The 21,802-nt window shown below is 58.1% G+C and carries 17 protein-coding genes; 4 read left to right on the top strand and 13 right to left on the bottom strand.

From position 1 onward, the window contains the following. Positions 1–250: 250 nt before the first annotated feature. From yihA to AQ996_RS08340, 13 genes are all read right to left on the bottom strand, one after another. Positions 251–841: a ribosome biogenesis GTP-binding protein YihA/YsxC gene (gene yihA, locus AQ996_RS08395; RefSeq protein WP_055252447.1), complete on the bottom strand. Its 591-nt coding sequence runs from the start codon at positions 839–841 to the stop codon at positions 251–253. 38 nt (positions 842–879) lie between these two features. Beyond that, a complete protein-coding gene (gene mtnN, locus AQ996_RS08390; protein WP_055252446.1) occupies positions 880–1,620 on the bottom strand; it encodes a 5'-methylthioadenosine/S-adenosylhomocysteine nucleosidase in 741 nt (246 codons plus the stop codon). Positions 1,621–1,698: 78 nt separating this feature from the next. Then, positions 1,699–1,833 (bottom strand): hypothetical protein, encoded by a 135-nt coding sequence (locus AQ996_RS10200; RefSeq protein ID WP_255413212.1) that lies wholly within the window; start codon positions 1,831–1,833, stop codon positions 1,699–1,701. Positions 1,834–2,073: 240 nt separating this feature from the next. Further along, complete coding sequence (gene pflA / locus AQ996_RS08385) at positions 2,074–2,892, bottom strand: pyruvate formate-lyase-activating protein (protein WP_055252445.1); 819 nt, start codon at positions 2,890–2,892, stop codon at positions 2,074–2,076. 187 nt (positions 2,893–3,079) lie between these two features. Beyond that, positions 3,080–3,934: a DegV family protein gene (locus tag AQ996_RS08380; RefSeq protein WP_055252444.1), complete on the bottom strand. Its 855-nt coding sequence runs from the start codon at positions 3,932–3,934 to the stop codon at positions 3,080–3,082. A 268-nt stretch (positions 3,935–4,202) separates the two neighbouring features. Further along, positions 4,203–5,645 (bottom strand): glycoside hydrolase family 32 protein, encoded by a 1,443-nt coding sequence (locus AQ996_RS08375; protein WP_055252443.1) that lies wholly within the window; start codon positions 5,643–5,645, stop codon positions 4,203–4,205. A 101-nt stretch (positions 5,646–5,746) separates the two neighbouring features. Continuing rightward, positions 5,747–7,198: a PTS transporter subunit EIIC gene (locus tag AQ996_RS08370; protein WP_055252442.1), complete on the bottom strand. Its 1,452-nt coding sequence runs from the start codon at positions 7,196–7,198 to the stop codon at positions 5,747–5,749. 45 nt (positions 7,199–7,243) lie between these two features. Beyond that, on the bottom strand, positions 7,244–8,626 hold the full coding sequence (locus tag AQ996_RS08365) for a family 43 glycosylhydrolase (RefSeq protein WP_055252441.1): 1,383 nt from the start codon (positions 8,624–8,626) through the stop codon (positions 7,244–7,246). 184 nt (positions 8,627–8,810) lie between these two features. Next, positions 8,811–9,821: a LacI family DNA-binding transcriptional regulator gene (locus AQ996_RS08360; protein ID WP_055252440.1), complete on the bottom strand. Its 1,011-nt coding sequence runs from the start codon at positions 9,819–9,821 to the stop codon at positions 8,811–8,813. 304 nt (positions 9,822–10,125) lie between these two features. Continuing rightward, complete coding sequence (gene grcA3 / locus AQ996_RS08355) at positions 10,126–10,377, bottom strand: autonomous glycyl radical cofactor GrcA3 (RefSeq protein WP_055252439.1); 252 nt, start codon at positions 10,375–10,377, stop codon at positions 10,126–10,128. An 85-nt stretch (positions 10,378–10,462) separates the two neighbouring features. Continuing rightward, positions 10,463–12,514, bottom strand: a complete 2,052-nt coding sequence (pflB, locus tag AQ996_RS08350; protein ID WP_055252438.1) for a formate C-acetyltransferase — start codon at positions 12,512–12,514, stop codon at positions 10,463–10,465. Between the two features lie 469 nt (positions 12,515–12,983). Further along, entirely contained in the window at positions 12,984–13,997 is a 1,014-nt protein-coding gene (locus tag AQ996_RS08345; protein WP_082435595.1) for a 2-keto-3-deoxygluconate permease, read from the bottom strand. Between the two features lie 110 nt (positions 13,998–14,107). Continuing rightward, positions 14,108–14,857, bottom strand: a complete 750-nt coding sequence (locus AQ996_RS08340) for an SDR family NAD(P)-dependent oxidoreductase (protein WP_006234857.1) — start codon at positions 14,855–14,857, stop codon at positions 14,108–14,110. Between the two features lie 250 nt (positions 14,858–15,107). On the opposite strand from AQ996_RS08340, the gene AQ996_RS08335 reads away from it, so the two are divergent. From AQ996_RS08335 to AQ996_RS08320, 4 genes are all read left to right on the top strand, one after another. Further along, the gene (locus tag AQ996_RS08335; protein ID WP_055252437.1) at positions 15,108–15,557 is read left to right on the top strand and encodes a MarR family winged helix-turn-helix transcriptional regulator; all 450 of its coding nucleotides are present in this window, start codon (positions 15,108–15,110) and stop codon (positions 15,555–15,557) included. Next, positions 15,554–17,923, top strand: coding sequence for an ABC transporter ATP-binding protein (locus AQ996_RS08330; RefSeq protein ID WP_055252436.1), 2,370 nt, complete (start codon positions 15,554–15,556; stop codon positions 17,921–17,923). The genes AQ996_RS08335 and AQ996_RS08330 overlap by 4 nt, the downstream gene beginning before the upstream one ends. After that, complete coding sequence (locus AQ996_RS08325) at positions 17,923–19,779, top strand: ABC transporter ATP-binding protein (RefSeq protein WP_082435594.1); 1,857 nt, start codon at positions 17,923–17,925, stop codon at positions 19,777–19,779. Before AQ996_RS08330 ends, AQ996_RS08325 begins: the two co-directional genes overlap by 1 nt. Before the next feature lie 578 nt (positions 19,780–20,357). Further along, positions 20,358–21,389: a 3-deoxy-7-phosphoheptulonate synthase gene (locus tag AQ996_RS08320; protein WP_055252435.1), complete on the top strand. Its 1,032-nt coding sequence runs from the start codon at positions 20,358–20,360 to the stop codon at positions 21,387–21,389. Positions 21,390–21,802: the final 413 nt, after the last annotated feature.

Below are 21,802 nucleotides of genomic sequence, written 5' to 3'. Positions count from 1 at the left end.
CGAGGCGGCATAGGATATCAACCGTGTTCCAGGTTCCAGGACGCCGGGCCGACTCGCTTCGGATCGGGCGCTACACCAACTTTCTCGACACTACCGCTTACATCTATCCAGCGACGGATGCTCGACAACAACCTCCGACCCGTGCCACAGCTCCATATCGGCCTCCTAAAAAATATCACCACAGTGATAGTTTACCAATAACTATCACTGAGGTGATATAGATAAGAGCTTTTGAGGGGTTGCAGCTCGATTAGAGGCAGGCCTCGGCGATGCGGCGCTTGAGTTCATCGATACCGGTGCCAGTCTGGGAGCTTGTGATGATTACGTTTTCGGCCGGGACGTTGAGCTGCTTTTTGATGGCTGCTGCCTGGCGGGCCTGCTGGGTGCGGCTGAGCTTGTCGGCTTTGGTGAGGCAAACGATAAAGTTGAACTCGTTGCCCTGCAGGTAGTCGATCATGTCATGGTCGAGCTTACTGGGGTCGTGGCGAATGTCAACCAGCGACACGACCAGGTTAAAGCTGCGCTCGGAGTCAAAGAAGTCGCCAATAAGCTCGGCCCAGCGGTCGCGCTCGGCCTTGGAGCGACGAGCGAAACCGTAACCCGGCAGGTCCACGAAATGCACGTCGTCGGCCTCAAAGAAGTTGATGTTGCTCGTCTTGCCCGGCGTACTCGAAACCTTGACCAGGTTCTTGCGGCCAAAGAGCTTGTTCATAATCGACGACTTGCCCACATTGGAGCGGCCCACAAAGCTCACCTCGGGGCAGGTGGACTCGGGAATCTGCGAAACCTTGCCGTAGCTGGCGACGAACTTGGCAAGCTGGTAGTTAATGGAATCGGCCATGGACACTCCTTGGTCGTAGGTTCTTACAAAAGAGCGCGCTATTGCGCAGCGGCAATGCGGCGGACGATATCGAGCGTGATGTCACTTGCGACACGCGCATACTCGAACAGATCGAACTCTCGATCGCAAATTGCATCGTACGCCTCGTCACAATTATCGCTGATAGCGCGCAACACCAGGCAATCGACACCATTTTTGGTTGCGACATGGGCAATTGCCGCGTCCTCCATGCCGACACAATCGGCATGCGTCGCCTCGATAGCGTCGTTGCGCATGGCGGCGCCCGTCACAAAGCGGTTACCCGTGGCAATCGTGCCGACCAGGAACTGCTTGGTGCCCTCGTTCGAAGCGACTGCATTTGTCGAAGCGTCAACGAACCCACGCTCAGCAAGCACGTCGACGGCAATATCGACCAGCGCGGGCGTCGAACCAAACTCCTCAAGCCCCGGTGCAGACTCGGCGATAAGCGCGGTATCGGTATCCAGATAGCGCAGGCGTTTGCCAATGACCACGTCGTCGATATGGAGCTTGGGGTTCAAACCGCCCGCAATGCCCGAAAACACAACAGCCTGCGGAGCATACTTACTAATGAGGTGCTGCGTTGCAGCGGCGGCGTTCACTGTGCCCATGCCCGCCGTTGTGGCGACAACTGTCAGGCCGTCGAGCTCACCGCTCACGACGGTCAAGCCTGCCTCCCGCGCCTCGCAAACGTCACTCAGCTCTTCCTTAATCTGCATGATCTCTTTTTCGAGCGCACCGATAATCGCGATGGTAGCCATACCATTCCCCAAACATATACGAAATTCTCAACCAAGGTATGGTACCAGCATTTTGTTTGACCTCGCCAAACGAACACGCTAAGCCAGCGCAGCTCGCGTATCAAACAGAGCCTTTGCAATCGCAGCCGTAACCTCGCTCGAGCGGTCGCTCCACGGCATCGATGTCATGACGCTCATGACATAGGTACGGCCATCGATGTCGATAGCAGGCATTTCTTTCCAAAGATATTCAGTCGCGTTTGAGGTGTCTCTAAACAATAAACAGGCGTTTCTATGCAAAAGCACCGATTCCGTTGCGCATCTTTGCCCAAAACGCAGTTGCGGTGAAATAGTTCCTGTTTGGGCGGCATAAGCCGAAAAACAAGAACTATTCCACCGCAACTTGACGGGGCTCCTTAGCAATCAACTAGGTGCCCGGGGGCACTCATTTAAGTCTGTCCCCAATGAGTGCCGCTAGCCGATGGCGTTTTTGAGTTCGGCACGGCGCTTTTTCATGCCGGCCATAACGGCATTGCGCAGCTCGGGCATGCGCACGGTATCCATCTGAGGTACGCCCTCCAGCTTATAGGGAATGCCCAGTTGCTCGTACTTGACGACACCCATCGTGTGATACGGCAGCATTTCCAGACCCACCACGTTGTGCCATGGAGCGATGAGGCGACCGAGCTTCTCGCACTCCTCCACCGTGTCGGTAATGCCCGGCACCACCACGTGGCGGATAACGACTTTAATCTTGCGACGCGCGAGTTCATCACCAAACGCCAGAATGCGTGCGGGGTCGCAACCGGTCAGCTTTTTATGCTCGACGGGATCGGCATGTTTAATATCGAGCAGCACCATGTCGGTCTCGTTGAGCACAGCATCGAACTTCTCGGGATGGTTGGGGTCAAACGCATATCCGCAGCTGTCAAGGCAGGTATGCACGCGGCCATCGGGGTTGTTGTGCATTGCACAGAACAGGTCGGCCAAAAACTCGGGCTGCAGGAGCGGCTCGCCGCCGGACACCGTAATACCACCACTGCGGTAAAACTCATGGTTACTCTGGAACTCGTCCATCAGGTGCTCGACGGTCACCATGGTGCCGCCGTTAACCGACCAGGTATCGGGGTTGTGGCAATACGCACAACGCATGGGGCAGCCCTGAACAAACACCACAAAGCGGATGCCGGGTCCGTCGACCGTTCCCATCGTTTCAATCGAATGTACGCGGCCCAGGGTAAACGCAGAGTCCTCGGGACGAGCATCCACACCCTCAAGCGTCATCTCAGCCATTCCCGCAACCTTGCCTCTCTTTGGTTATTGCCAATTAAAATGCCAGAGCCATTCTAGCCCATACGCATGATGGTGAAACGGTTTGGCGGCCAATTGGGTTGTCCTATTTGGCCCCACGCAAGAGCGGCGGAAAGGTTATCGCAACCCGCCCGCCGCCGAGGCAATAGATATCGATAGACGCCAGGCCTTACGCCTTAAGCGTAAGCACCGCACCAAAGGCAGTCGGGCCGCAATGGCTCGAGATGACGCCGCCGACCTGAGTCCAGGTGACGTCCTTAAAGCCCAGGTCGTGCGCATAGACTTCCATGTCGTCGCGCAGCTCCTCGGAAAGGCCTACCGAATACGCCAGGCCAATGTGCGAGTAATCAATATCGCCCTTGGAAACCATGTGATCAATAAAGGCACGGGCGCACTTGAGCATAGAGCCGCGGAACTTCTTAGTCGCCACGAACTTGCCGCCCGTCACCTCAATGCAGGGCTTAATCTTGAGCAGATGGGCACCGAGGAATGCGACGTTGGACAAGCGACCGCCTGCCTTAAGGAAGGCAAGATCGGTAGGAACAAAGCCCAGCAGCACGCGGTCCATGACGGAATTGGTGAATGCGAATATCTCGTCGACGGTGGCATCGGGGTGAGCTTCGATATATTTGGCGGTCTCGACGGCAATAAGCGACTGGCCCACCGAGACAAAGCGCGTATCCATGGAGAAGACGTAATCGCGGCCCTTTGCCGCAATCTTCGACGACTGATGCGAGCAGGTCGTAACCTCGGAATACGCAAGATGCAAAATGGTCGCATCGGGCCGCTCGGCGTGGATGCGGTCGTACACATGCGCAAAATCCGCCGGCGAGCAACCGCTGGTCTTGGGCATCACACCAAACTCGTTGCAGCGCGAGTTAATCTCAAGCGGGTCGATCGATCCGTCTTCGACGGTCTCGTCACCAATCGTGACATGCATGGGCACGCGCACGATGCCATAGCGCTCGCAGAGCTCCGGCGTCACATCCGAACCAGACTCAACCACGATTACGTACTTGCCCATTATCATCACAACCCATCTCGACGTTGGCTTTTGAATATGTGACGCACGTCCGCCGTCCTGCTGCAGAACGGCCTCCAAGCGCCAAAGAGACGCCGCCCCTTGCACACAACAAAGGACAGCGTCTCCCTGGAAAACTCCGTGCTTATCTGAGATTCTACACGGTTTATTAAGGAGTGTTACTTATTCCGCAAACGGTAGCTATATGCGATAAACGGTAGCCACCAAGAAAGCCCGTGTATCCAAAACGCCATGGTCACTCACAATGCGGCTAGCGAGCCAGACGGTAAAACTCCATCGAGGCGTCGCCCTCGGCGCGCAACTGCATCGCCGGCGCCGCAGACGAATAGGTGCGGCTCGTAAGCGCAACCTCGCCGCCGTTGATAAATACCTCGAGCATCGTAGTGTCCGAAAGGACCCGCAGATCGCAAAGCTCGTCGAGCTCGACCGATCTCTTGTCGCGCCCATAGCCCTCTTCGCCCATATCGAGCGTGAGCATTCCGTTGGCGTAGCGCACAACAACACCCTCACGAACTTCCAGCTCGATGGATTTCGCCCCCTGACACGAAACAACGGCATCGAACAGTCGACCGGGACAGTCGACGCTCTCGTCAGCGGTCACCGAAACGCACTCCTTTCGAAGTTGTTCGATCTCGCGTACGGGCCACTGCCTGAGCTTGCCATCACGCATATTCAGCACCCTCGGCACGGTGAGCGCACACTGCCACCCGCGTGTAACCGTCGGGCTTTCTGCCGTCGCATCGGGGCAACCAGACCACCCGATCATCAAACGTCGACCCGCAGCATCCTCAAAGGACTGCGGAGCATAGAAATCAAAACCGGCATCGACCATCGGGGGCATGCCCTGCCCGACGATTTTAAAGCTCGGCGCCTCCCAATCGGCCTCGATGGGGAACCACACGCACTGATGCGGATTGCGGTAACGCCAACCATCGGCAGGCACACCCTGCGGACAGCAAACGAGAATAAGCTCACCATCGAGCTCAAACAGATCGGGGCACTCCCACATAAAGCCAAACTTCTCGCCCAACTCAATGCGCGTCGCATAGCTCCAGTCCTCAAGATTGCGCGAGGTATAGACAAGCACGCAGCCACGGTCGTCTTTCGTACGAGCGCCCAGAACCATGTAGTAGATACCATCGTGCTCAAGGATCTTGGGGTCGCGCACGTGCGTACCGATATCGTCGGGGTAATCGACCGGTCCAACAGCTATGCACTTCTCGCCCAATTCGTCGGGATTCTCGGCAACCATATGAATCTGGTTTTGCTCACGGCCCGTCAACACGTAGTCGTAATCATCGCGGTCAAAATGCTTGACGTTGCCGGTATAGAAGTAGTGAATCTTGCCGTCGTGTACAAAGGCAGAACCAGAATACGCTCCGCTCGAATCCAAATCGGAATCGGGGAACAGCACAGGGCCGCGATTCTCGTACGTCACAAAATCCTTTGTTGTCAGATGATTCCAAAGCACTGGACCGCCATGCGCAGCATCGAATGGATCGTATTGGTGATAGATGTGATACGTATCACCGATCTGCACCAAACCGTTGGGGTCGTTGAGCCAGCCAAGCTCAGGCTCCATATGGAACAGGAGCCTATCGGGGTCGGACGCGATGCGACCCGCCGTCTCATCCTGTCCGGCACGCCACTGCTCATAGTCCGCGCGTGTCACCTTATTTTTTTGATTAAACATCGCCGTTGACTTTCTCGTCTATGGGAAAGGACGCTCGACTCACACGAGCCGAACGCCCTTCCCCAAATGGACTTATCCGCACATTACGCTGAACGGCTCAACTAGAAGCTAACGTCGAAGCCAGCGCCAGCGCCCTCTTCATCGGTGGTCGGCACGCCCTTTGCCTTGTTGTAGGCAAAGATCAAGACGATCGGCACGATGAAGGCGATGAGATTGCCAGCCACATACCACACGAGCGTCTCGGGCGTGACGATGAGCAGGCCAAGTACGCCGGTCAGACCCTGGCCGATAGCGCGCACCTCAAAGAGCTTCACGAAGGCACCGCCGCAGCCTGCACCGATGCAAGCGCAGATGAACGGAATGATCGAGTAGCGCATGTTTGCAGCAAAGATAGCGGGCTCGGAGATTCCGACCAGCGTCGGGATAAAGGACGACATGCAGATGTTGCGCTCTTTGGAATGCTTCTTGTGAATGAGATACATGCCGATGGCGCCGCCGCCCTGGGCGATGATGGAAACGGACCAGATGGCCTGGATGTAGTTGAAGCCGGTCGTGGCAACGAGATTAGCCTCGATACCCTGAATGAACTGGTGCGTACCGGTAACGACGAGCGGCTGCAGGAACGCGGCAAAGACGAAGGCACCAAAGACGCCCATCCTGTTGTACAGGACATCGATTACGCCGGCAAGGACGTCGCCAATCAGGTTGCCGAGCGGGCCGAACACGGTGAACAGGGCGACGTTGGCAAGAATCAGGGTAACGGTCGGGACAAAGACGAACGAGACGACCTCGGGGATGTACTTCTGGGCAATCTTCTCGACCTTGGCCATGAACCAGGCGGTCAGGATTGCGGGGAACACGCCGCCCTGGAAAGCAACCATGGGAATGGAGAGCGGACCAAAGTTCCAATACTCAGCACCCGTCGGGTCCATAACGAACGCGTTGCGGTTCATAAGGCTCGGATGAACCATGACGATGCCGACGAGGATACCTAGGATCGGGTTGCCGCCAAAACGCTTGACCGCGCTGTACATCACCAGGACAGGCAGGTAATCGAAGGTGGTAGCGATAATGGCAAAGAAGCTTGCGAGGTTCTTGAGGAACTCGCTGTGGTCGGCAAGGCTGCCCTCCATGCCAAAGAGGCCGTTGGCAACGATCAGCGACTTAAGGCCGATGATGATAGCAGCGCCGACGAAAGCGGGAATGATGGGGATAAAGATGTCCGAGAATACCTTGAGGACCGAGAAGAACTTGCCCTTCTTGTCCGCCTCGGCGCCCTTGACCTCGGAAGCACTGATCTCCTTAACGCCCGTCAGAGCCATAAACTCATCATAGACCTTGTTTACGGTACCGGTACCGAAGATGATCATGAGCTGGCCGCTGTTGTACAGCACGCCCTTGACGCCATCGATGTTCTCGAGCTCGGCCTTGTTGTACTTGCTCGTATCCTTGAGCACCAGACGCAGACGCGTAACGCAATGCGTGGCACCCTCGATGTTATCCAGACCGCCGACGTTATCGACGACTTGCTGAGACACTACTTTGTAGTCCATGTTCCTCTCCATTCCCTTACGAAATCATAAGACGTTTTGTGGCCATTACAGAGATGCGATCGTTGCATTTGCGCACTTGACCGTACCGTCGGTGACCGTCAGCGCCACACCCTGGCCCTGCTTATTGCAGAAGCGAGCGTTAAGCGCAACATCATCGACAAAGATGGTCGCGATATCGTCGTCAACGACCAGGCGCACATGATGAGTGCCCTCGCCCTTAAAGAACAACGGACGCTCGAGGCCCATGTTGTTGACCTGGAACCACGGATACTGGGGGGCCGCCGTAAACTCGAGCTTGCCCTCACGCAGGTTGGCGCGGAACTCATAGGCAAGACCAGACTCGGCGTCCTCGGCGAGCTTCACCGAGAAGCCGGCAGCGTCACCGGCGAGCTCGATGTCGGCGTCGAGCATATAGGTGGAACCGGCATCCGCAGCGAGCACCTGCTCGACCTTGCCCGACTCGCAGGAAAGCTCAAAGGCCTCGACTGCCTTAGCCTCGCCAAAGGCGCCAAGCATGCTGTCGGGGAGTTTGGTGCCAAGCGTTCCGTCGGCACGCTGAACGATCTCGAGGGGCATAAAGGTGCCACCCCACAGGTAAGAGCTGGGGTCGCCGCCCTCGTCACGCGTAGGAACCCAACCAAAGAGAACGCGGCGCTCGCCATCAAATGCGGTACGTGCGGCATAGTACGCGCGGCCATCGAAGGAATCGTCCGCAGGAGTAATCCAGGGACCGTTGATAGAGCGAGACATGCGGTAACGGGTCTTGTTGCCATCGCTGTACTCAGAGAACACCAGATACCACCAGTCGCCCATCTTAAAGAGATCAGGCATCTCAAACATGGTGTACAGGCCCGGATTCCACCAGTCGCCCTGGAACTCCCAAGTATCCAGGTCCTTGGAGGTGAACTTGACCAGACGACCGGTCATCAGACGCTTGTCCTCGCCCACACGCGTGCCGAGGATGAGCATGTACTCTTCGTTCTCCTCATCCCAAAGCACAAAGGGATCGCGCCAGTTGCGGTCATCGTAACCCTCCTGGGGCGGAAGCAGCGTCTCGGCGATGTTCTTCTCCCACTTGACGGCGTCGTCACTCGTTGCGTGAAGAAGAACCTGCTTCATCAAACGTGCGCGGACCTTATCGCGATTGCAACCAGTGTAGAGCGCATGGTACTTGTCGCCCACCTTAAACACCGTGCCGGCATAAACATACTGGTCGACTTCCTCGTCGCCGCCACGCTCAAGGCTCTCGCCAAAGTCTTTGTAATTGACGAAGTCCTTGGTCGTAGCGAGCGCCCAGCCAAACGGCTCTCCGAAAGGTCCGGGGTTACGCGTGTCACGCTGGTGATAGAGATAGAACGTGCCGTCCTCGCCGTACGGCATGATGTCGCCTACCCAAATTCCCTCAGGCTGGTAATACACCTTGTGCATCCGAGACTTCCTTTCCCGCAAGATACTAACTCGGTACAACTGCAAGATATGTCAATCGTTTTCATATGTCAAACGTTTTCACACTAATACGTCTTTTCGCAGTTCCAGTCGTCGGCAAACGGTTGACATATGCCGGCGAACGGTTATCAGAGGCGTTTGAGGAATTCTTTTGGCACGGGATGAACTACGCGGTTTTGCCCTCAATGAGTTCAACGGGGAGTTTGATATTCGATTCGGGCTTATCGCCGTTAATAAGAGCGATGATGGATTGCGCCGCGAGCTCTCCGATGCGATCGATATCTTGGCGTACGGTTGTTAAGTCAGGCATAAACGTCATGGTGCGGCGGGCACCATCCGCGCCCACGACCTTAATATCGTCCGGAGCGCTCAAGCCGCGCTGCTTCATCACGTTGAGACAGATGGCCGCCATCGTGTCGTCTCCCGCAAAGATGCCGTCAATATCGGGGTTCTCATCGAGGATCTTCGCAACGACCGCGCTCTTTTCGTCGTCGGACTTAACGAACTCGACCTCACGGACAAGCGCGGGCAAACCGGCCTGCTCCACAACATCGTGGTAGGCATCGGTACGCTTATTGGCAGGCATGCGCATGCGGCTATTGCTGCGCAGGCACAGGATACGCCTGCAGCCGTCATCAATCAGACGGCGCGTGGCGAGCTCGCCGATGCCATAGCTGTCACTTGCAATCTGGACAGAGCCCTCGCCAAGATCGCAGTCGATGCCAACCAGGCTCAAGCCCATCTCGGCATATGCCTCGGCACCGATATTGAGGGAGTTGACGATTACGCCGTCGACCATATTGCGGCGGAGCATGTCAATATAGGAACGCTCAAGATCGGGTCGATTGGCGCTGTTGCACAGCAACATCTTAAAGCCGTTTTCCGCCAACGTGCGCTCGACCGCCTGCACAACCTGAGCATGGAACGGGCTGCTCACAAAGGGAACGATCATGCCGATAAGGTTCAGGCGACCGTTGAGCATGGCACGGGCGATATCGTTGGGCGTGTAATTGATGCGCTCCATCGCCGCATGGACTTTATCGCGGGTTTCCTGACTAATGTAGCCGCGATTATTAAGCACGCGAGATACCGTAGTAGGCGAAACCCCCGCCACCGCTGCAACTTCCTTGATGCCAGGCTTAGCAGAATCCTTAGAACGAGCGCCCTCGCGAGCCATAGCACCCTCCCCTCATCAACATGTCATACGTTTACATACGAACAAAGCATACCCCAACAACAGTGGGAAGACGGTAACAGTACAAGTAAGTAAACGACTCATCCAAATAATTAGGAGAGTTCCGCCTAAAGGGTGACTACACAGGACCCCGCCGGGGCTGTTTGGGCTACCTCCCAAAATATTCCGCAGGACGCAAGAAGCCCTCGCCGCACGAAGTGCGCAGCGAGGGCTTCTTGCATGTCCGAGGACGTTTTGGGAGGTAGCCCAAACAGCCCCGGCGGGGTCCTGCGGGAGTTAAATCCCTTTAGAACTTGTTGTGGAAGGTACGCGAAATGACCTCGTCCTGCTGCTCCTTGGTGAGCGTGTGGAAGTTCACGGCGTAGCCGGAAACGCGAATGGTCAGCTGCGGGTACTTCTCGGGGTGAGCCTGAGCGTCGAGCAGCGTCTCACGGTTGAAGACGTTGATGTTCAGGTGGTGGCCACCCTTCTCGGCGTAAGCGTCGAGCATGTGGACCAGGTTATCGGCCTGAGTCTCGGAAACTTCAGAAACCTTCATAATGTGTCTCCTTCGATCGATAGGCGCCGGCCGAAACCGGCGCACTAATCAGTAATCGTTATTGTTAGTATAGCACTAACAATAGTTACTCGCCCAGCTGATCAAGGTCGATATCACCAAAGAACACCTGGTCCTCCTTGCCGAGCGCACCCGGGATGATGGAGAAGGTGTTGGAGATGCCGTCCTGAGCATCGCGGAACGGGAGCTTGGAAACCGAAGACAGCGAAGCGATGGCGCCGTGGCTATCGCGCTTGTGCATGGGGTTAGCACCCGGGGCGAACGGCTGGCCAGCCTTGCGGCCATCAGGCGTAGAACCGGTCTTCTTGCCGTACACGACGTTGGAGGTGATGGTCAGAACCGAGGTCGTGGGCACGGAGTTGCGGTAGGTGTCGTTCATGCGGATGTACTCCATGAACTGGTGCACAACGTCGTGAGCGATCTGGTCGACGCGGTCGTCGTCGTTACCGTACTTGGGGAACTCGCCCTCGGTCTCGAAGTCGACAATGATGCCGTTCTCGTCGCGGACGGGGTGGACCTTGGCGTACTTGATGGCGGACAGGGAGTCAGCCACGACGGAAAGGCCAGCAATGCCCGTAGCGAACCAGCGGTGCACGTGCTTGTCGTGCAGAGCCATCTGGATGCGCTCGTAGCAATACTTGTCGTGCATGTAGTGGATGATGTTCAGCGAGTTGACGTACACGCCAGCGAGCCACTTCATCATGTCGTTGTACTTGGCCACAACGTCGTCGTAATCGAGCGTATCGCCCTCGACGGCGCGATACTTGGGGCCGACCTGCTTCTTGGAGACCTCGTCAACACCGCCGTTGAGTGCGTACAGCAGGCACTTGGCCAGGTTGGCGCGGGCGCCGAAGAACTGCATCTCCTTGCCGATGCGCATGGAGGACACGCAGCAGGCAATGCCGTAGTCGTCGCCGTGGTAGACGCGCATGAGGTCATCGTTCTCGTACTGGATCGAGGAGCTGGCGACAGAAGTCTTGGCGCAGAACTTCTTGAAGTTCTCGGGCAGACGGGTCGACCACAGAACGGTCATGTTGGGCTCGGGGCTGGTGCCCATGTTCTCGAGCGTGTGCAGGTAGCGGTAGCTCATCTTGGTAACGAGCGTACGGCCGTCAACACCCATGCCGCCGATGGACTCGGTGACCCACTGCGGATCGCCGGTAAACAGGGCCTGGTACTCGGGGGTACGGGCAAACTTGACCATGCGGAGCTTCATGATGAAGTGATCCACGAACTCCTGGATCTGCTCCTCGGTGAAGGTACCGTTGGCAAGGTCGCGCTCAGCGTAGATGTCGATGAACGTAGAGGTGCGGCCGATGGACATAGCGGCGCCGTTCTGCTCCTTGACGGAAGCGAGGTAGGCGAAGTACATCCACTGGATGGCCTCCTGCGTGTTGGTAGCAGGGTTGGAAATGTCGAAACCATAGGTCTCGGCCATCATCTTGAGCTCGCCGAGGGCGCGGATCTGCTCCTGCAGCTCCTCACGATCGCGGATGTTGTCGGCGGTCATGACCGTCGGGGTGGAAGCCTTCTGGGCCTCCTTGTCCTTGATCAGGTAGTCGACGCCGTACAGGGCAACACGACGGTAGTCGCCGATGATGCGGCCGCGGCCATAGCCATCGGGCAGACCGGTGATGATGTGAGCCGAGCGGCAAGCACGCATCTCGGGGGTGTAAACATCGAAGACGCCAGCGTTGTGAGTCTTGCGCTCGAAGGTGTAGCGCTCGACAACGTTCTCGTCGATCTTGTAGCCGTGCTGGCTGGCAGCCTGGCAAGCGATGCGGATGCCACCGTTGACGTGCAGCGCGCGCTTGAGCGGCTTGTCAGTCTGGAGACCGACGATGGTCTCCTTCTCGCGGTGGGCGTTATCGATGTAGCCAGCGGGGTGGCTCACGATACCCGTAACGGTCTTGGTGTCCATATCGAGGACACCGCCCTGCTCGCGCTCCTTAAGCAGCAGGTCGAGAACCTCGCCCCACAGCTCCTTGGTACGCTCGGTCGGGCCGGCGAGGAACGACTCGTCGCCCTCGTAGGGGGTGTAGTTCTTCTGGATGAAGTCTCGGACGTCAACTTCTCCCGTCCAGATGCCTTCCTTGAAGCCTTCCCATGCCTCCTGCATTGTGTAACCACGCTCCTAGTTACGTGTAATGCGGCGCTCTCTCACACCGCTGCTTATTGAATTCTTGAATGTTCGGCTTGCACTACCGGCTTCTTCCGTTCTTCACCACACGTTGGTGCAGGGAAAACGTTTGTCCACCTTGGAACTACAACCCAAAACCCAAGATTTCACCCGTTTGAGAAGGATAACATAGCGACCCTCTCCATCTGGGCTGTTATATGTTTCTTTTTTTATATCATAAAGGCGTTTTTTACAAACCCGCAGGAAATGCGAGCGCGAACAACTACCGTTCACCGATTTGTTTGGTATTTTTCCTTGCCTTTGTACGACGTTCACTCTAGCTGTTATGCCAGCTTTAGCAGGGTAAAGTGCCCCAGAGACCCCGCAGAAACTGCAGGGCGGCCACGGGATTTCCCCCGGGACCGCCCTGTGGCATGGTTAGTTATTTAGCTTTGATTGCCGCTTGGCATTAGGCGGCTGCGGCGGCCTTGTCGGTCGTTGCCTTGCTGTGGCCCTGACCCTCAAAATGCTTGTAGCACCAGCTGGTGACCAGCGGGGTCAAAATGGCCGTCACGATAGCACATGCTGCAACCTGCGCCGTAGCCGTCGCGAGCACCGCGCCGCCGTACATGGTCTCATTGACGCTTGCCATGGCAGCAGGCGTGGCCACATTGGCTCCGGCGCAGCTCGAAATGGCTGCACCTGCGACACCCGTACCGCCCGTGAGCTTATCAACCGCGATGACGGGAATTGCAAAGACCACCGAGCAGATCACGCCGAGCAGAATACCGGGAAGACCGCCATTAATGAGCTGGCCAAAGGTCATGGTCGAGCCCATGGCAAAGAAGACGAGCACGATGATGGCGGAAAGTGCCGGTGCCATCATCTTCTTAAAGCTCGGGAAGAGGTTACCCAGAATAATGCCGACGACGATCGGCAGGATGGCGCCCACGAGCGACCAGCCGATCGGAGCCTGACCGGCAGCGCCGAGCACGATCATCGTGACCGGAGGGCCGACAACCAGCGTGGTGATGGCGACGGCGCCACGCTCGGCCTCATTGCCCATGGTGCCCATCAAGCCAGCGTACATAGCGTTGTTGGCGCCGGTGCAAGCGGCCAGCATCACCATGGCAGAGATGCCAAACAGGTTGTCGTTGAATACATAAAGGATGAGCAGCGACACGGCAACGACCACGATCTGCTTGACGGCGATGATGATGGCGCCGCGGGCAGCGGCGGCAGGAGCACTCTTAAACGAAATCGTCGTACCGACGATGAGCAAAAAAGCGCCCACGAGCGGGCCTGCGCCCTGCTGAGTCATGCCAAGCGTAAAACTGCCGAGCGTTTTGAACAGGTCGGGGAATAGCGTGTTGAGCAGGCAGCCCAGCAAAAGCGGCACCAAAATATTGGCACCCGGGATGGAGGACATCTTAAAGAACGGCTCCTTTGCCGCCGGCGCCTCCACCGCAGTCGATTCACTCATATATATATCTCCTTTGGATGCATGCGAATCGTAGCCGCACGCGCCTATGTCAGAAAGAAGGCGACGGTCCCGAGTCGCAGGAACCGTCGCCGAATAATCGTCGTGGGGTATTACCCGTCCAGGACGATGCCGCCGTCACAGTCGCCGATCTCGCCGTTCACGAAGCTGGCGAGGTCGGAAGCGAAGAACAGCACCATCTGCGCAGGCTCGCTGGCCTGGGCGGCGCGGCCCAGAGGAATACCGTTGATGATGCGCTGAGAGTTCTCGTCAGAGAGAATCGAGGTCATATCGGTAAGGGTGAGCGACGGGCACACGGCGTTGCAGCGGACGCCAAACTTGCCGCCTTCCTTGGCGACTGCCTTGGTTAGACCGTTAACACCGGCTTTGGAGCTGGCGTAGGCAGCGGTGCCGAGCAGGCCGCCGCCGATCTTGCCAGCAACAGAGCTCACGTTGACGATAGTGCCGGCATGGGCCGCCTTAAAGTGCGGGTACACGGCGTTCATCATGGTAAAGGTGCCGTTGAGGTTGATGTCGATGGTGCGACGCCACTCGGTGTCATCGATCTCGTCGAACTTCTTGGTGCTGATGACGCCAGCGCAGTTGATCAGGATGTTGGTTTGCGGCAGGTCCGTAAAAATCTGCTCGACGGTCTCACGCGCCTTAGGCGCATCGGCAACATCGAGCTGATAGAACTTGTTGCCCTCGCCAAGCTCGGCCACAGCGGCCTCGCCCTTGGCAGCGTTCCTTGCGATGAGCGCGACGTGTCCGCCGCCCGCGACGATGCCCTTGGCGATCTCGAGGCCAATACCCTGAGTGCCACCCGTGACAATCGCGGTCTTGCCCGTGAAGTCAAATGCCATGACTCCATCCCCCTTTATATAAGGTGTCTCCTTGCGGGAAGTTGGAGCATCGCACGTGGCGATAAATGAGTCCCAGTCGTCATGGTGGTGACAACCCCTCGCCTAACCGCGGGCATAATAGTTCTTTGAAACGCTTCAGCAATTGAATTTTTTAACTCTTTATGCGCTCTTTATATTGCCCACTGAATGAGGCCCGAATATGCGGGTATCATCTTTCACCGAAAATAGTTTCTAGTGTTAGGGGTTTTCGGTGGAAGATACCGATTTCCATGAGCTTGGGCGTCAGCTCTTAACTGAGTTTGGCAGCATGCATCATCGCATTTCACGCTCTGCGGACAAAGCTCTCGGCGGCGAGATGGCTGTCATGCGCGCCCTCATGCTCGCTGGCGGTTCGCTCACGCCGAGCGAACTCGCAAATCGCGCCTGGGTCTCGAGTGCCCGCATCGCCAATATCTTACGCACTCTCGAAGCCAAGGGCTGGGTCGAGCGCGAGCACTCAAAGACCGACCGTCGTCGTGTACACGTCACGATGACCGATAAGGGATTCCAGAATCTCGAAATCAAACGTCGGGAATTCGAGGAGCGCACCGCGGCCTTCCTCGAGCAGCTCGGCGAAACAGATGCCCAAGAGATGGTGCGCCTTCTAAGGCGTTTCAACGAAATTATCGACCGCAATCAAGAAAGGAGAGATGCCGAGTGAGGATTCTCAAGCTCTTTAAAAAGCATGTCCTGGCACTGTTCACAGCTATCGTACTTATCGTAATCAGCTGCAACGCCGATCTGGCACTGCCTACCTACATGAGCGACATCGTCGACGTGGGCGTACAGCAAGGCGGCATCGCCTCGCCCGTGCCCGACACCATTCGTGCCGAATCACTCGATGACCTTGAGCTCTTTATGAGCACCAAGGACGCCAAAGCTGTGGAGGCCGTGTTTAGCAAGGCTGACAAAAAAGGCATTCGAACGTACAAGGGCACCGAGGAAGAGCGTGCCGATGGCGGCAAGATTGCCGACATTATGAGCCTGCCCGAGACCGTCGTCCTTTCTCTCAACCAGGGCATCGACGCCAGCTCCATGGGCGACATGACCGGCGCATCCACCGAGGCAAGCAATGGCGGCGGCGCCCAGGCCATGCCCACCCCCGAGCAGATGGCGGCAATGACGCCCGAGCAGCTCGCCGAGATGCAGCAGAAGGCCACGGCGGCCCAGAACATGCAAAAGCAGATTGATGCAGACGGCGGTAAGATCACCATGAAGAGCCTGCGTCTGGGCATCGAAGGCGGTCTGGTAGACCAAAGCAAGCTCGTCGAGAGCGCCAACGAAATGGCAGATAAAATGGGCTCCATGTCGGGGTCCATCGTCACCCAGCGCGCCGTGACCTACGTACAAGAAGAGTACAAAGCGCAAGGCATCGACCCCGCCGACGTGCAGAACGCCTACCTGGGCCGCATGGCGACCAAGATGTTTGGGCTGTGCCTCGTGTCGCTCGTCGCCACCATCCTGACCGGCGCCGTGGCTTCGCGCACCGCCTGCTCCATCGCCCGCGACCTGCGCCGCGAGACCTTCAACAAGGTTATGCACTTCTCGCCGGCCGAGGTGGGCAAGTTTAGCCAGGCCTCGCTCATCACCCGCTGCACCAACGACATTCAGCAGATCCAGATGGCCGCAACCCTGTTTATCCGCATGTGCCTCATGGCGCCCGTCATGGGCATCGTCGCCGTCATGCGCGTCCTGGCCAACCACACCGGCCTGGAGTGGACCATCGCCGTGGCCATCATCGCGGTCTCGGCCGTCGTCGGCGTGCTTATGGGCCTCACCATGCCCAAGTTCAAAAAGATGCAGAGCTTTGTGGACCGCGTGAACCTTACCGCCCGCGAGCTGCTCGACGGCCTTATGCCCATCCGCTCGTTTAACCGCGAGGAGCATGAGCTCGAGCGCTTTGACCAGGCGTCCCTCGACCTGATGACCACACAGCTCTACACCAACCGCGCCATGAGCTTTATGATGCCGCTCATGATGCTCGTTATGAACTGCATCACCGTGCTTATCGTCTGGTTTGGCGCGCAGGGCGTGTCCGACGGCGTGATGCAGGTCGGCAACATGATGGCGTTTATCTCCTACACCATGCAGATCGTCATGGCGTTTATGATCCTCACCATGGTTTCGGTCATCCTGCCCCGCGCCGAGGTCGCAGCCGAGCGCGTGGAAGAGGTCATCACCTGCCCCACGAGCATCAACGACCCCGCCTCGCCCAAACTGCCCGCTGCCAGCGCGCCGCGCGGCGAGCTCACCTTCCGCGACGTGAGCTTCCAGTATCCCGATGCCCGCGCCGACGTCATCAGCGGCGTAAACTTCACCACGCACGCCGGCCAGATGCTCGGCATCATTGGTTCCACGGGCTCGGGCAAGTCCACGCTTGTACAGTTGATTCCGCGCCTGTACGACGTCACGGGCGGCAGCATTTCGCTCGACGGCATCGACGTGCGCGACATGACCCTCTCTGAGCTGCGCCGCCGCATCGGTTATATTCCGCAGCAGGGTCGTCTGTTCTCGGGTACCGTCGAGAGCAACCTCAAGTTTGCCGGCGACATGGTGAGTGACGAGGATATGCGCCAGGCAGCACGCGTCGCCCAGGCGGAAGACTTTATCGCCGAGCGCGAGGGCGGCTACGACTCCCCCATCAGCCAGGGCGGCTCCAATGTCTCGGGCGGTCAGCGCCAACGCCTGGCCATCGCCCGCGCGTTGGCCAAAAAGCCCGAGGTCGTGGTGTTCGATGACTCGTTTAGTGCCCTCGACTACAAGACCGACGCGCGTCTACGCGAGGAGCTGGCCAAAAACGTTACCGACGCCGCGCTCGTGGTCGTGGCCCAGCGCATCGCGACCATCATGCACGCCGACCAGATCATCGTGCTCGACGACGGCCACGTAGTGGGCACCGGCACGCACGAGGAGCTGCTGCGCAGCTGCCCGGCGTACCTGGAGATCGCACAGTCGCAGCTTTCCGCCGAGGAGCTGGGGCTTACCCAAGAAGAAATTGCAGGCGTCATGGAAGGAGGCGAGCGCTAATGGCCGACGAGACCAAGACTCAGATTCCCAAGCCCACCCGCCAGCGCGGTCCCATGGGCCGCATGGGCGGCATGCGTCGCGGCGAAAAGGCCAAGGACTTTAAGGGCACCATGAGGCAGCTGCTCGGCTATATCGGCCAACACAAGATTGCCGTGTTTGCCGCCGTCGCCTTTGCCGTGTGCTCGGTCATCTTTAACATTGTGGGACCCAAGGTGCTCGGCCAGGTTACGACCAAGCTGTTCGAAGGCCTGGTCGCCAAGGTCAACGGCACCGGCGACGTTGACTTTGACTGGATCGCCAAGACGCTCGGCTTTTTGCTCTGCCTGTATCTGGCGAGCTCTGTCTGCAGCCTCATCCAAGGCTGGCTTATGACCGGCGTCACGCAAAAGATTTGCTACCGCATGCGCAAGGAGATCGCCGCCAAGATCGCTGTCGTTCCGATGAGCTACTTCAACGGCCACAGCAAGGGCGACGTGCTCAGCCGCATCACCAACGACGTCGATACGCTCGGCCAGTCGCTCAACCAAAGCGTGACGCAGCTCATCACGTCGGTAACGCAGATTATCGGCGTACTCGTCATGATGCTGTCGATCAGTCTGCCGCTCACCGGCGTCACCGTGCTCACGCTGCCGGCAGCCGCGATTATCCTGACCGTAATGATTCACTTCTCGCAGCCGTACTTCCGCGAGCAGCAGCAGGTCCTGGGCACCGTCAACGGCATTATCGAGGAGGACTTTGCCGGCCAGAACGTCATTCAGGTGTTCGACCGCGCCGAGGCCTCGATCGAGGAGTTCGACCGTCAAAACGACCGCCTCTTTATTAGCGGCTGGCGTTCGCAATTCCTGTCGGGCCTGATGATGCCGCTTATGAGCCTGGTGGGCAACATGGGCTACGTGGGCGTCGTCGTGGTGGGCGCGCAGCTCGCGCTGACCGGCAATGCCACGCCCGGCGACATCCAGAGCTTTATCCAGTACGTGCGCAACTTTACGCAGCCGGTGCAGCAGCTGGGCAACGTGAGCAACACGATGCAGTCGATGGCAGCCGCCACCGAGCGCGTCTTTGAGTTCCTAGCCGCGCCCGAGGAGGAGCAGAAGGCCAACGCGCAGATTCCCGAAAAGCGCCCCGGCCACGTGGAGTTTGACCATGTCAAGTTTGGCTACACGCCCGACAAGACCATCATCCACGACTTTAGCTGCGAGGCGCAGCCCGGCCAGACCATCGCCATCGTCGGGCCCACCGGCGCCGGCAAGACCACGCTCATCAAGCTGCTGCAGCGCTTTTACGACGTGGACGGCGGTTCGCTGCGCGTCGAGGGTGTCGACGTGCGCGACTGGGACCGCGCGGCGCTGCGCGGCGAGTTTGCCATGGTGCTGCAGGATACCTGGCTGTTTAACGGCACTATCCGCGAGAACATCCGTTACGGACGCCCCGACGCGAGCGATGCCGAGGTCGAAGCCGCAGCACGCGCCGCACGCTGCGACCACTTTATCCATACACTCGCCGGCGGTTACGACTTTATGATTAACGAGGAGGGCACTAACCTGTCGCAGGGTCAGCGCCAGCTCGTGACCATCGCCCGCGCCATTTTGGCCGACCGCCCGGCGCTGATTTTGGACGAGGCAACTTCCAACGTCGATACCCGTACCGAGGAACTCATTCAGCGTGCCATGGATGCGCTGATGCAGGGCCGCACGAGCTTTGTCATCGCGCACCGCCTGTCCACGATCCGCAACGCCGACGTGATCTTGGTGATCCGCGACGGCGACATCGTCGAGAAGGGCACACACGACGAGCTGCTCGCCCAGGGCGGCTTCTACGCCGATCTGTACAACTCGCAGTTCGACGAAGCGGCGTAGAATCGGCCGCAGGGAGCGGATGACGCCCGAGAACGGGGGCGCAGGACAACCTGCGCCCCCGTTTTTCGTTCCGCGGCCCTCGAACCACCTCCCCCGGGACCCGATTGACGGCCTCCTCCAGGCCCCGTGGGCAAAAAGGGCAAATATGAGTACTGTTATCTTTTTAGTAACAGCCAAAACAGCCCCAAATGCCGTTCTCACGGCTTACACGCGTCCCTAAATTGATTAAACAGCCCTATAGCGGATTTATATGTGCTTGTGTTAATGAACATATTTGCTGTTATGGCAATTATTTTGTAAAGGTCATATGGCACTACGTTAGCAACAGTACTCATATTTGGCATTTTTTGCCCACGGGGTGTTTCCTGGGGAACCGACAACAGCCTTAGGGCCCCGCGCGGCGCCGCTCCCTCCCGGCATCCGCCGACGTTTCCCCAGATAAAACCTACCAAAATAAACCTGTCCCTATTTGGTAGGTTTCGGGGCGGCGAGGGGTTGCACTTTAGCGTGCGACAGCGGATAATGCCGAGCATTCGACAATACGCTTATTGCTCTTTCTATAGATTGAGGAGACCCCTATGGCCATGGAATTCAAACGCAGGCTGCCGATCCCCATGGAGATTCGCGAGGAAATGCCGCTTTCTGCCGAGCTTACCGCCAAAAAGCAGGCATTTGACGCCGAGGTCGCCAAAGTCTTTACCGGCGAGGACGCACGCAAGGTGCTCATCATCGGCCCGTGCTCTGCCGACCGCGAGGATTCGGTTCTCGAGTATATGAATCGTCTGGCCAAGACCGCCGAAGAGGTCAAGGACAAGCTCATCATCATTCCGCGCGTCTACACCAATAAGCCGCGCACCAAGGGCACCGGTTACAAGGGCCTTCTGCACAACCCCAACCCCGAGGCTCCCGACGACCTGCTCGAGGGCGTCAAGGCCATCCGTCATATGCACCTGCGCGTTATTGAGGAAACGGGCTTCTTCACCGCCGACGAGATGCTCTACCCGTCGAACTACCAGTACCTCGTCGACCTGCTGAGCTATGTCGCCGTGGGTGCGCGCTCGGTTGAGAACCAGGAGCATCGCTTGGTGTCGAGCGGCATTTCGGTGCCGGTGGGCATGAAGAACCCCACCGCCGGCTCCACCACCGTCATGCTCAACTCCATCTACGCCGCCCAGGCGCATCAGAGCTTTATCTTCCGTAACTGGGAAGTCGAGTGCGACGGCAACCCGCTCACGCACGCCGTTATGCGCGGCTACATCGGCCTCGACGGTCGTACCTACCCCAATTACCACTACGAGCACCTGGAGCGTCTGGCCGAACGCTATACCGAGCACGCCGGCTACGCCAACCCGGCAGCGGTTATCGACTGCAACCATGACAACTCGGGCAAGCGTCCGCTGGAGCAGCATCGCATTTGCAAGGAAGTGCTCGACAGCTGCCGCCGCAACGAGTCCATCTCCAAGCTGGTAAAGGGCTTTATGATCGAGTCCTACCTTGAGGACGGCAACCAGCCGGTTGACGGCGGCGTCTTTGGCAAGTCGATTACCGACCCGTGCCTGGGCTGGGAAAAGACCGATTACCTCATCCACGAGATCGCGGAGCGTGTTTAGTTACGCGGGCCGCATTTGGACAATCTGACGTTCAACTTCAAGGGCGCGACCAGAAGGTCAGCGCCCTTTCGTTTCACGTCACCTTGCCTCAAATGCGACCCGCTCGCTCATATGACCCAATCCACTGTCAAGGGCCACAATGGCCCCGCCGACCGCTTGCAATCGGTCGGCGGGGCCTGCCGTTAAACCCGTCCCGGTCCGCCCCCGGCATGTCATCGACGCCTTCGGCTCAGTCTCATATCCGCGGAGATGCGGCAGTTGGGGACGTTCCTTTCCTGCCGGCAGTCTGGGACATTCCTTGGGGTAGTCGTTGGGGACGCTCTTGTTTGACTAGTCGTTTAAGAACGTCCATTACAGTCGAAATTGTCAGCCCGGGACCGTCTCGGGCTACGATTGAGGCGCGCCCAGAACGG

Origin of the sequence: Collinsella aerofaciens, from assembly GCF_001404695.1 — a bacterium.
GTDB classification, from domain to species: Bacteria; Actinomycetota; Coriobacteriia; order Coriobacteriales; family Coriobacteriaceae; genus Collinsella; species Collinsella aerofaciens_E.
Note: the sequence above shows the minus strand (reverse complement) of the source record. Positions and strands in the feature narration are given on the sequence as shown.

What these genes read in the sequence shown, in the direction of transcription:
- AQ996_RS08370 (WP_055252442.1), bottom strand. Translation starts at nt 7,198, where the DNA reads ATGGACTACAAAGTAGTGTCTCAGCAAGTCGTCGATAACGTCGGCGGT.
- AQ996_RS08380 (WP_055252444.1), bottom strand. Translation starts at nt 3,934, where the DNA reads ATGGGCAAGTACGTAATCGTGGTTGAGTCTGGTTCGGATGTGACGCCG.
- pflA (WP_055252445.1), bottom strand. Translation starts at nt 2,892, where the DNA reads ATGGCTGAGATGACGCTTGAGGGTGTGGATGCTCGTCCCGAGGACTCT.
- AQ996_RS08365 (WP_055252441.1), bottom strand. Translation starts at nt 8,626, where the DNA reads ATGCACAAGGTGTATTACCAGCCTGAGGGAATTTGGGTAGGCGACATC.
- AQ996_RS08320 (WP_055252435.1), top strand. Translation starts at nt 20,358, where the DNA reads ATGGCCATGGAATTCAAACGCAGGCTGCCGATCCCCATGGAGATTCGC.
- pflB (WP_055252438.1), bottom strand. Translation starts at nt 12,514, where the DNA reads ATGCAGGAGGCATGGGAAGGCTTCAAGGAAGGCATCTGGACGGGAGAA.
- mtnN (WP_055252446.1), bottom strand. Translation starts at nt 1,620, where the DNA reads ATGGCTACCATCGCGATTATCGGTGCGCTCGAAAAAGAGATCATGCAG.
- AQ996_RS08360 (WP_055252440.1), bottom strand. Translation starts at nt 9,821, where the DNA reads ATGGCTCGCGAGGGCGCTCGTTCTAAGGATTCTGCTAAGCCTGGCATC.
- AQ996_RS08340 (WP_006234857.1), bottom strand. Translation starts at nt 14,857, where the DNA reads ATGGCATTTGACTTCACGGGCAAGACCGCGATTGTCACGGGTGGCACT.
- grcA3 (WP_055252439.1), bottom strand. Translation starts at nt 10,377, where the DNA reads ATGAAGGTTTCTGAAGTTTCCGAGACTCAGGCCGATAACCTGGTCCAC.
- AQ996_RS10200 (WP_255413212.1), bottom strand. Translation starts at nt 1,833, where the DNA reads ATGCCTGCTATCGACATCGATGGCCGTACCTATGTCATGAGCGTCATG.
- yihA (WP_055252447.1), bottom strand. Translation starts at nt 841, where the DNA reads ATGGCCGATTCCATTAACTACCAGCTTGCCAAGTTCGTCGCCAGCTAC.
- AQ996_RS08345 (WP_082435595.1), bottom strand. Translation starts at nt 13,997, where the DNA reads ATGAGTGAATCGACTGCGGTGGAGGCGCCGGCGGCAAAGGAGCCGTTC.
- AQ996_RS08375 (WP_055252443.1), bottom strand. Translation starts at nt 5,645, where the DNA reads ATGTTTAATCAAAAAAATAAGGTGACACGCGCGGACTATGAGCAGTGG.
- AQ996_RS08325 (WP_082435594.1), top strand. Translation starts at nt 17,923, where the DNA reads ATGGCCGACGAGACCAAGACTCAGATTCCCAAGCCCACCCGCCAGCGC.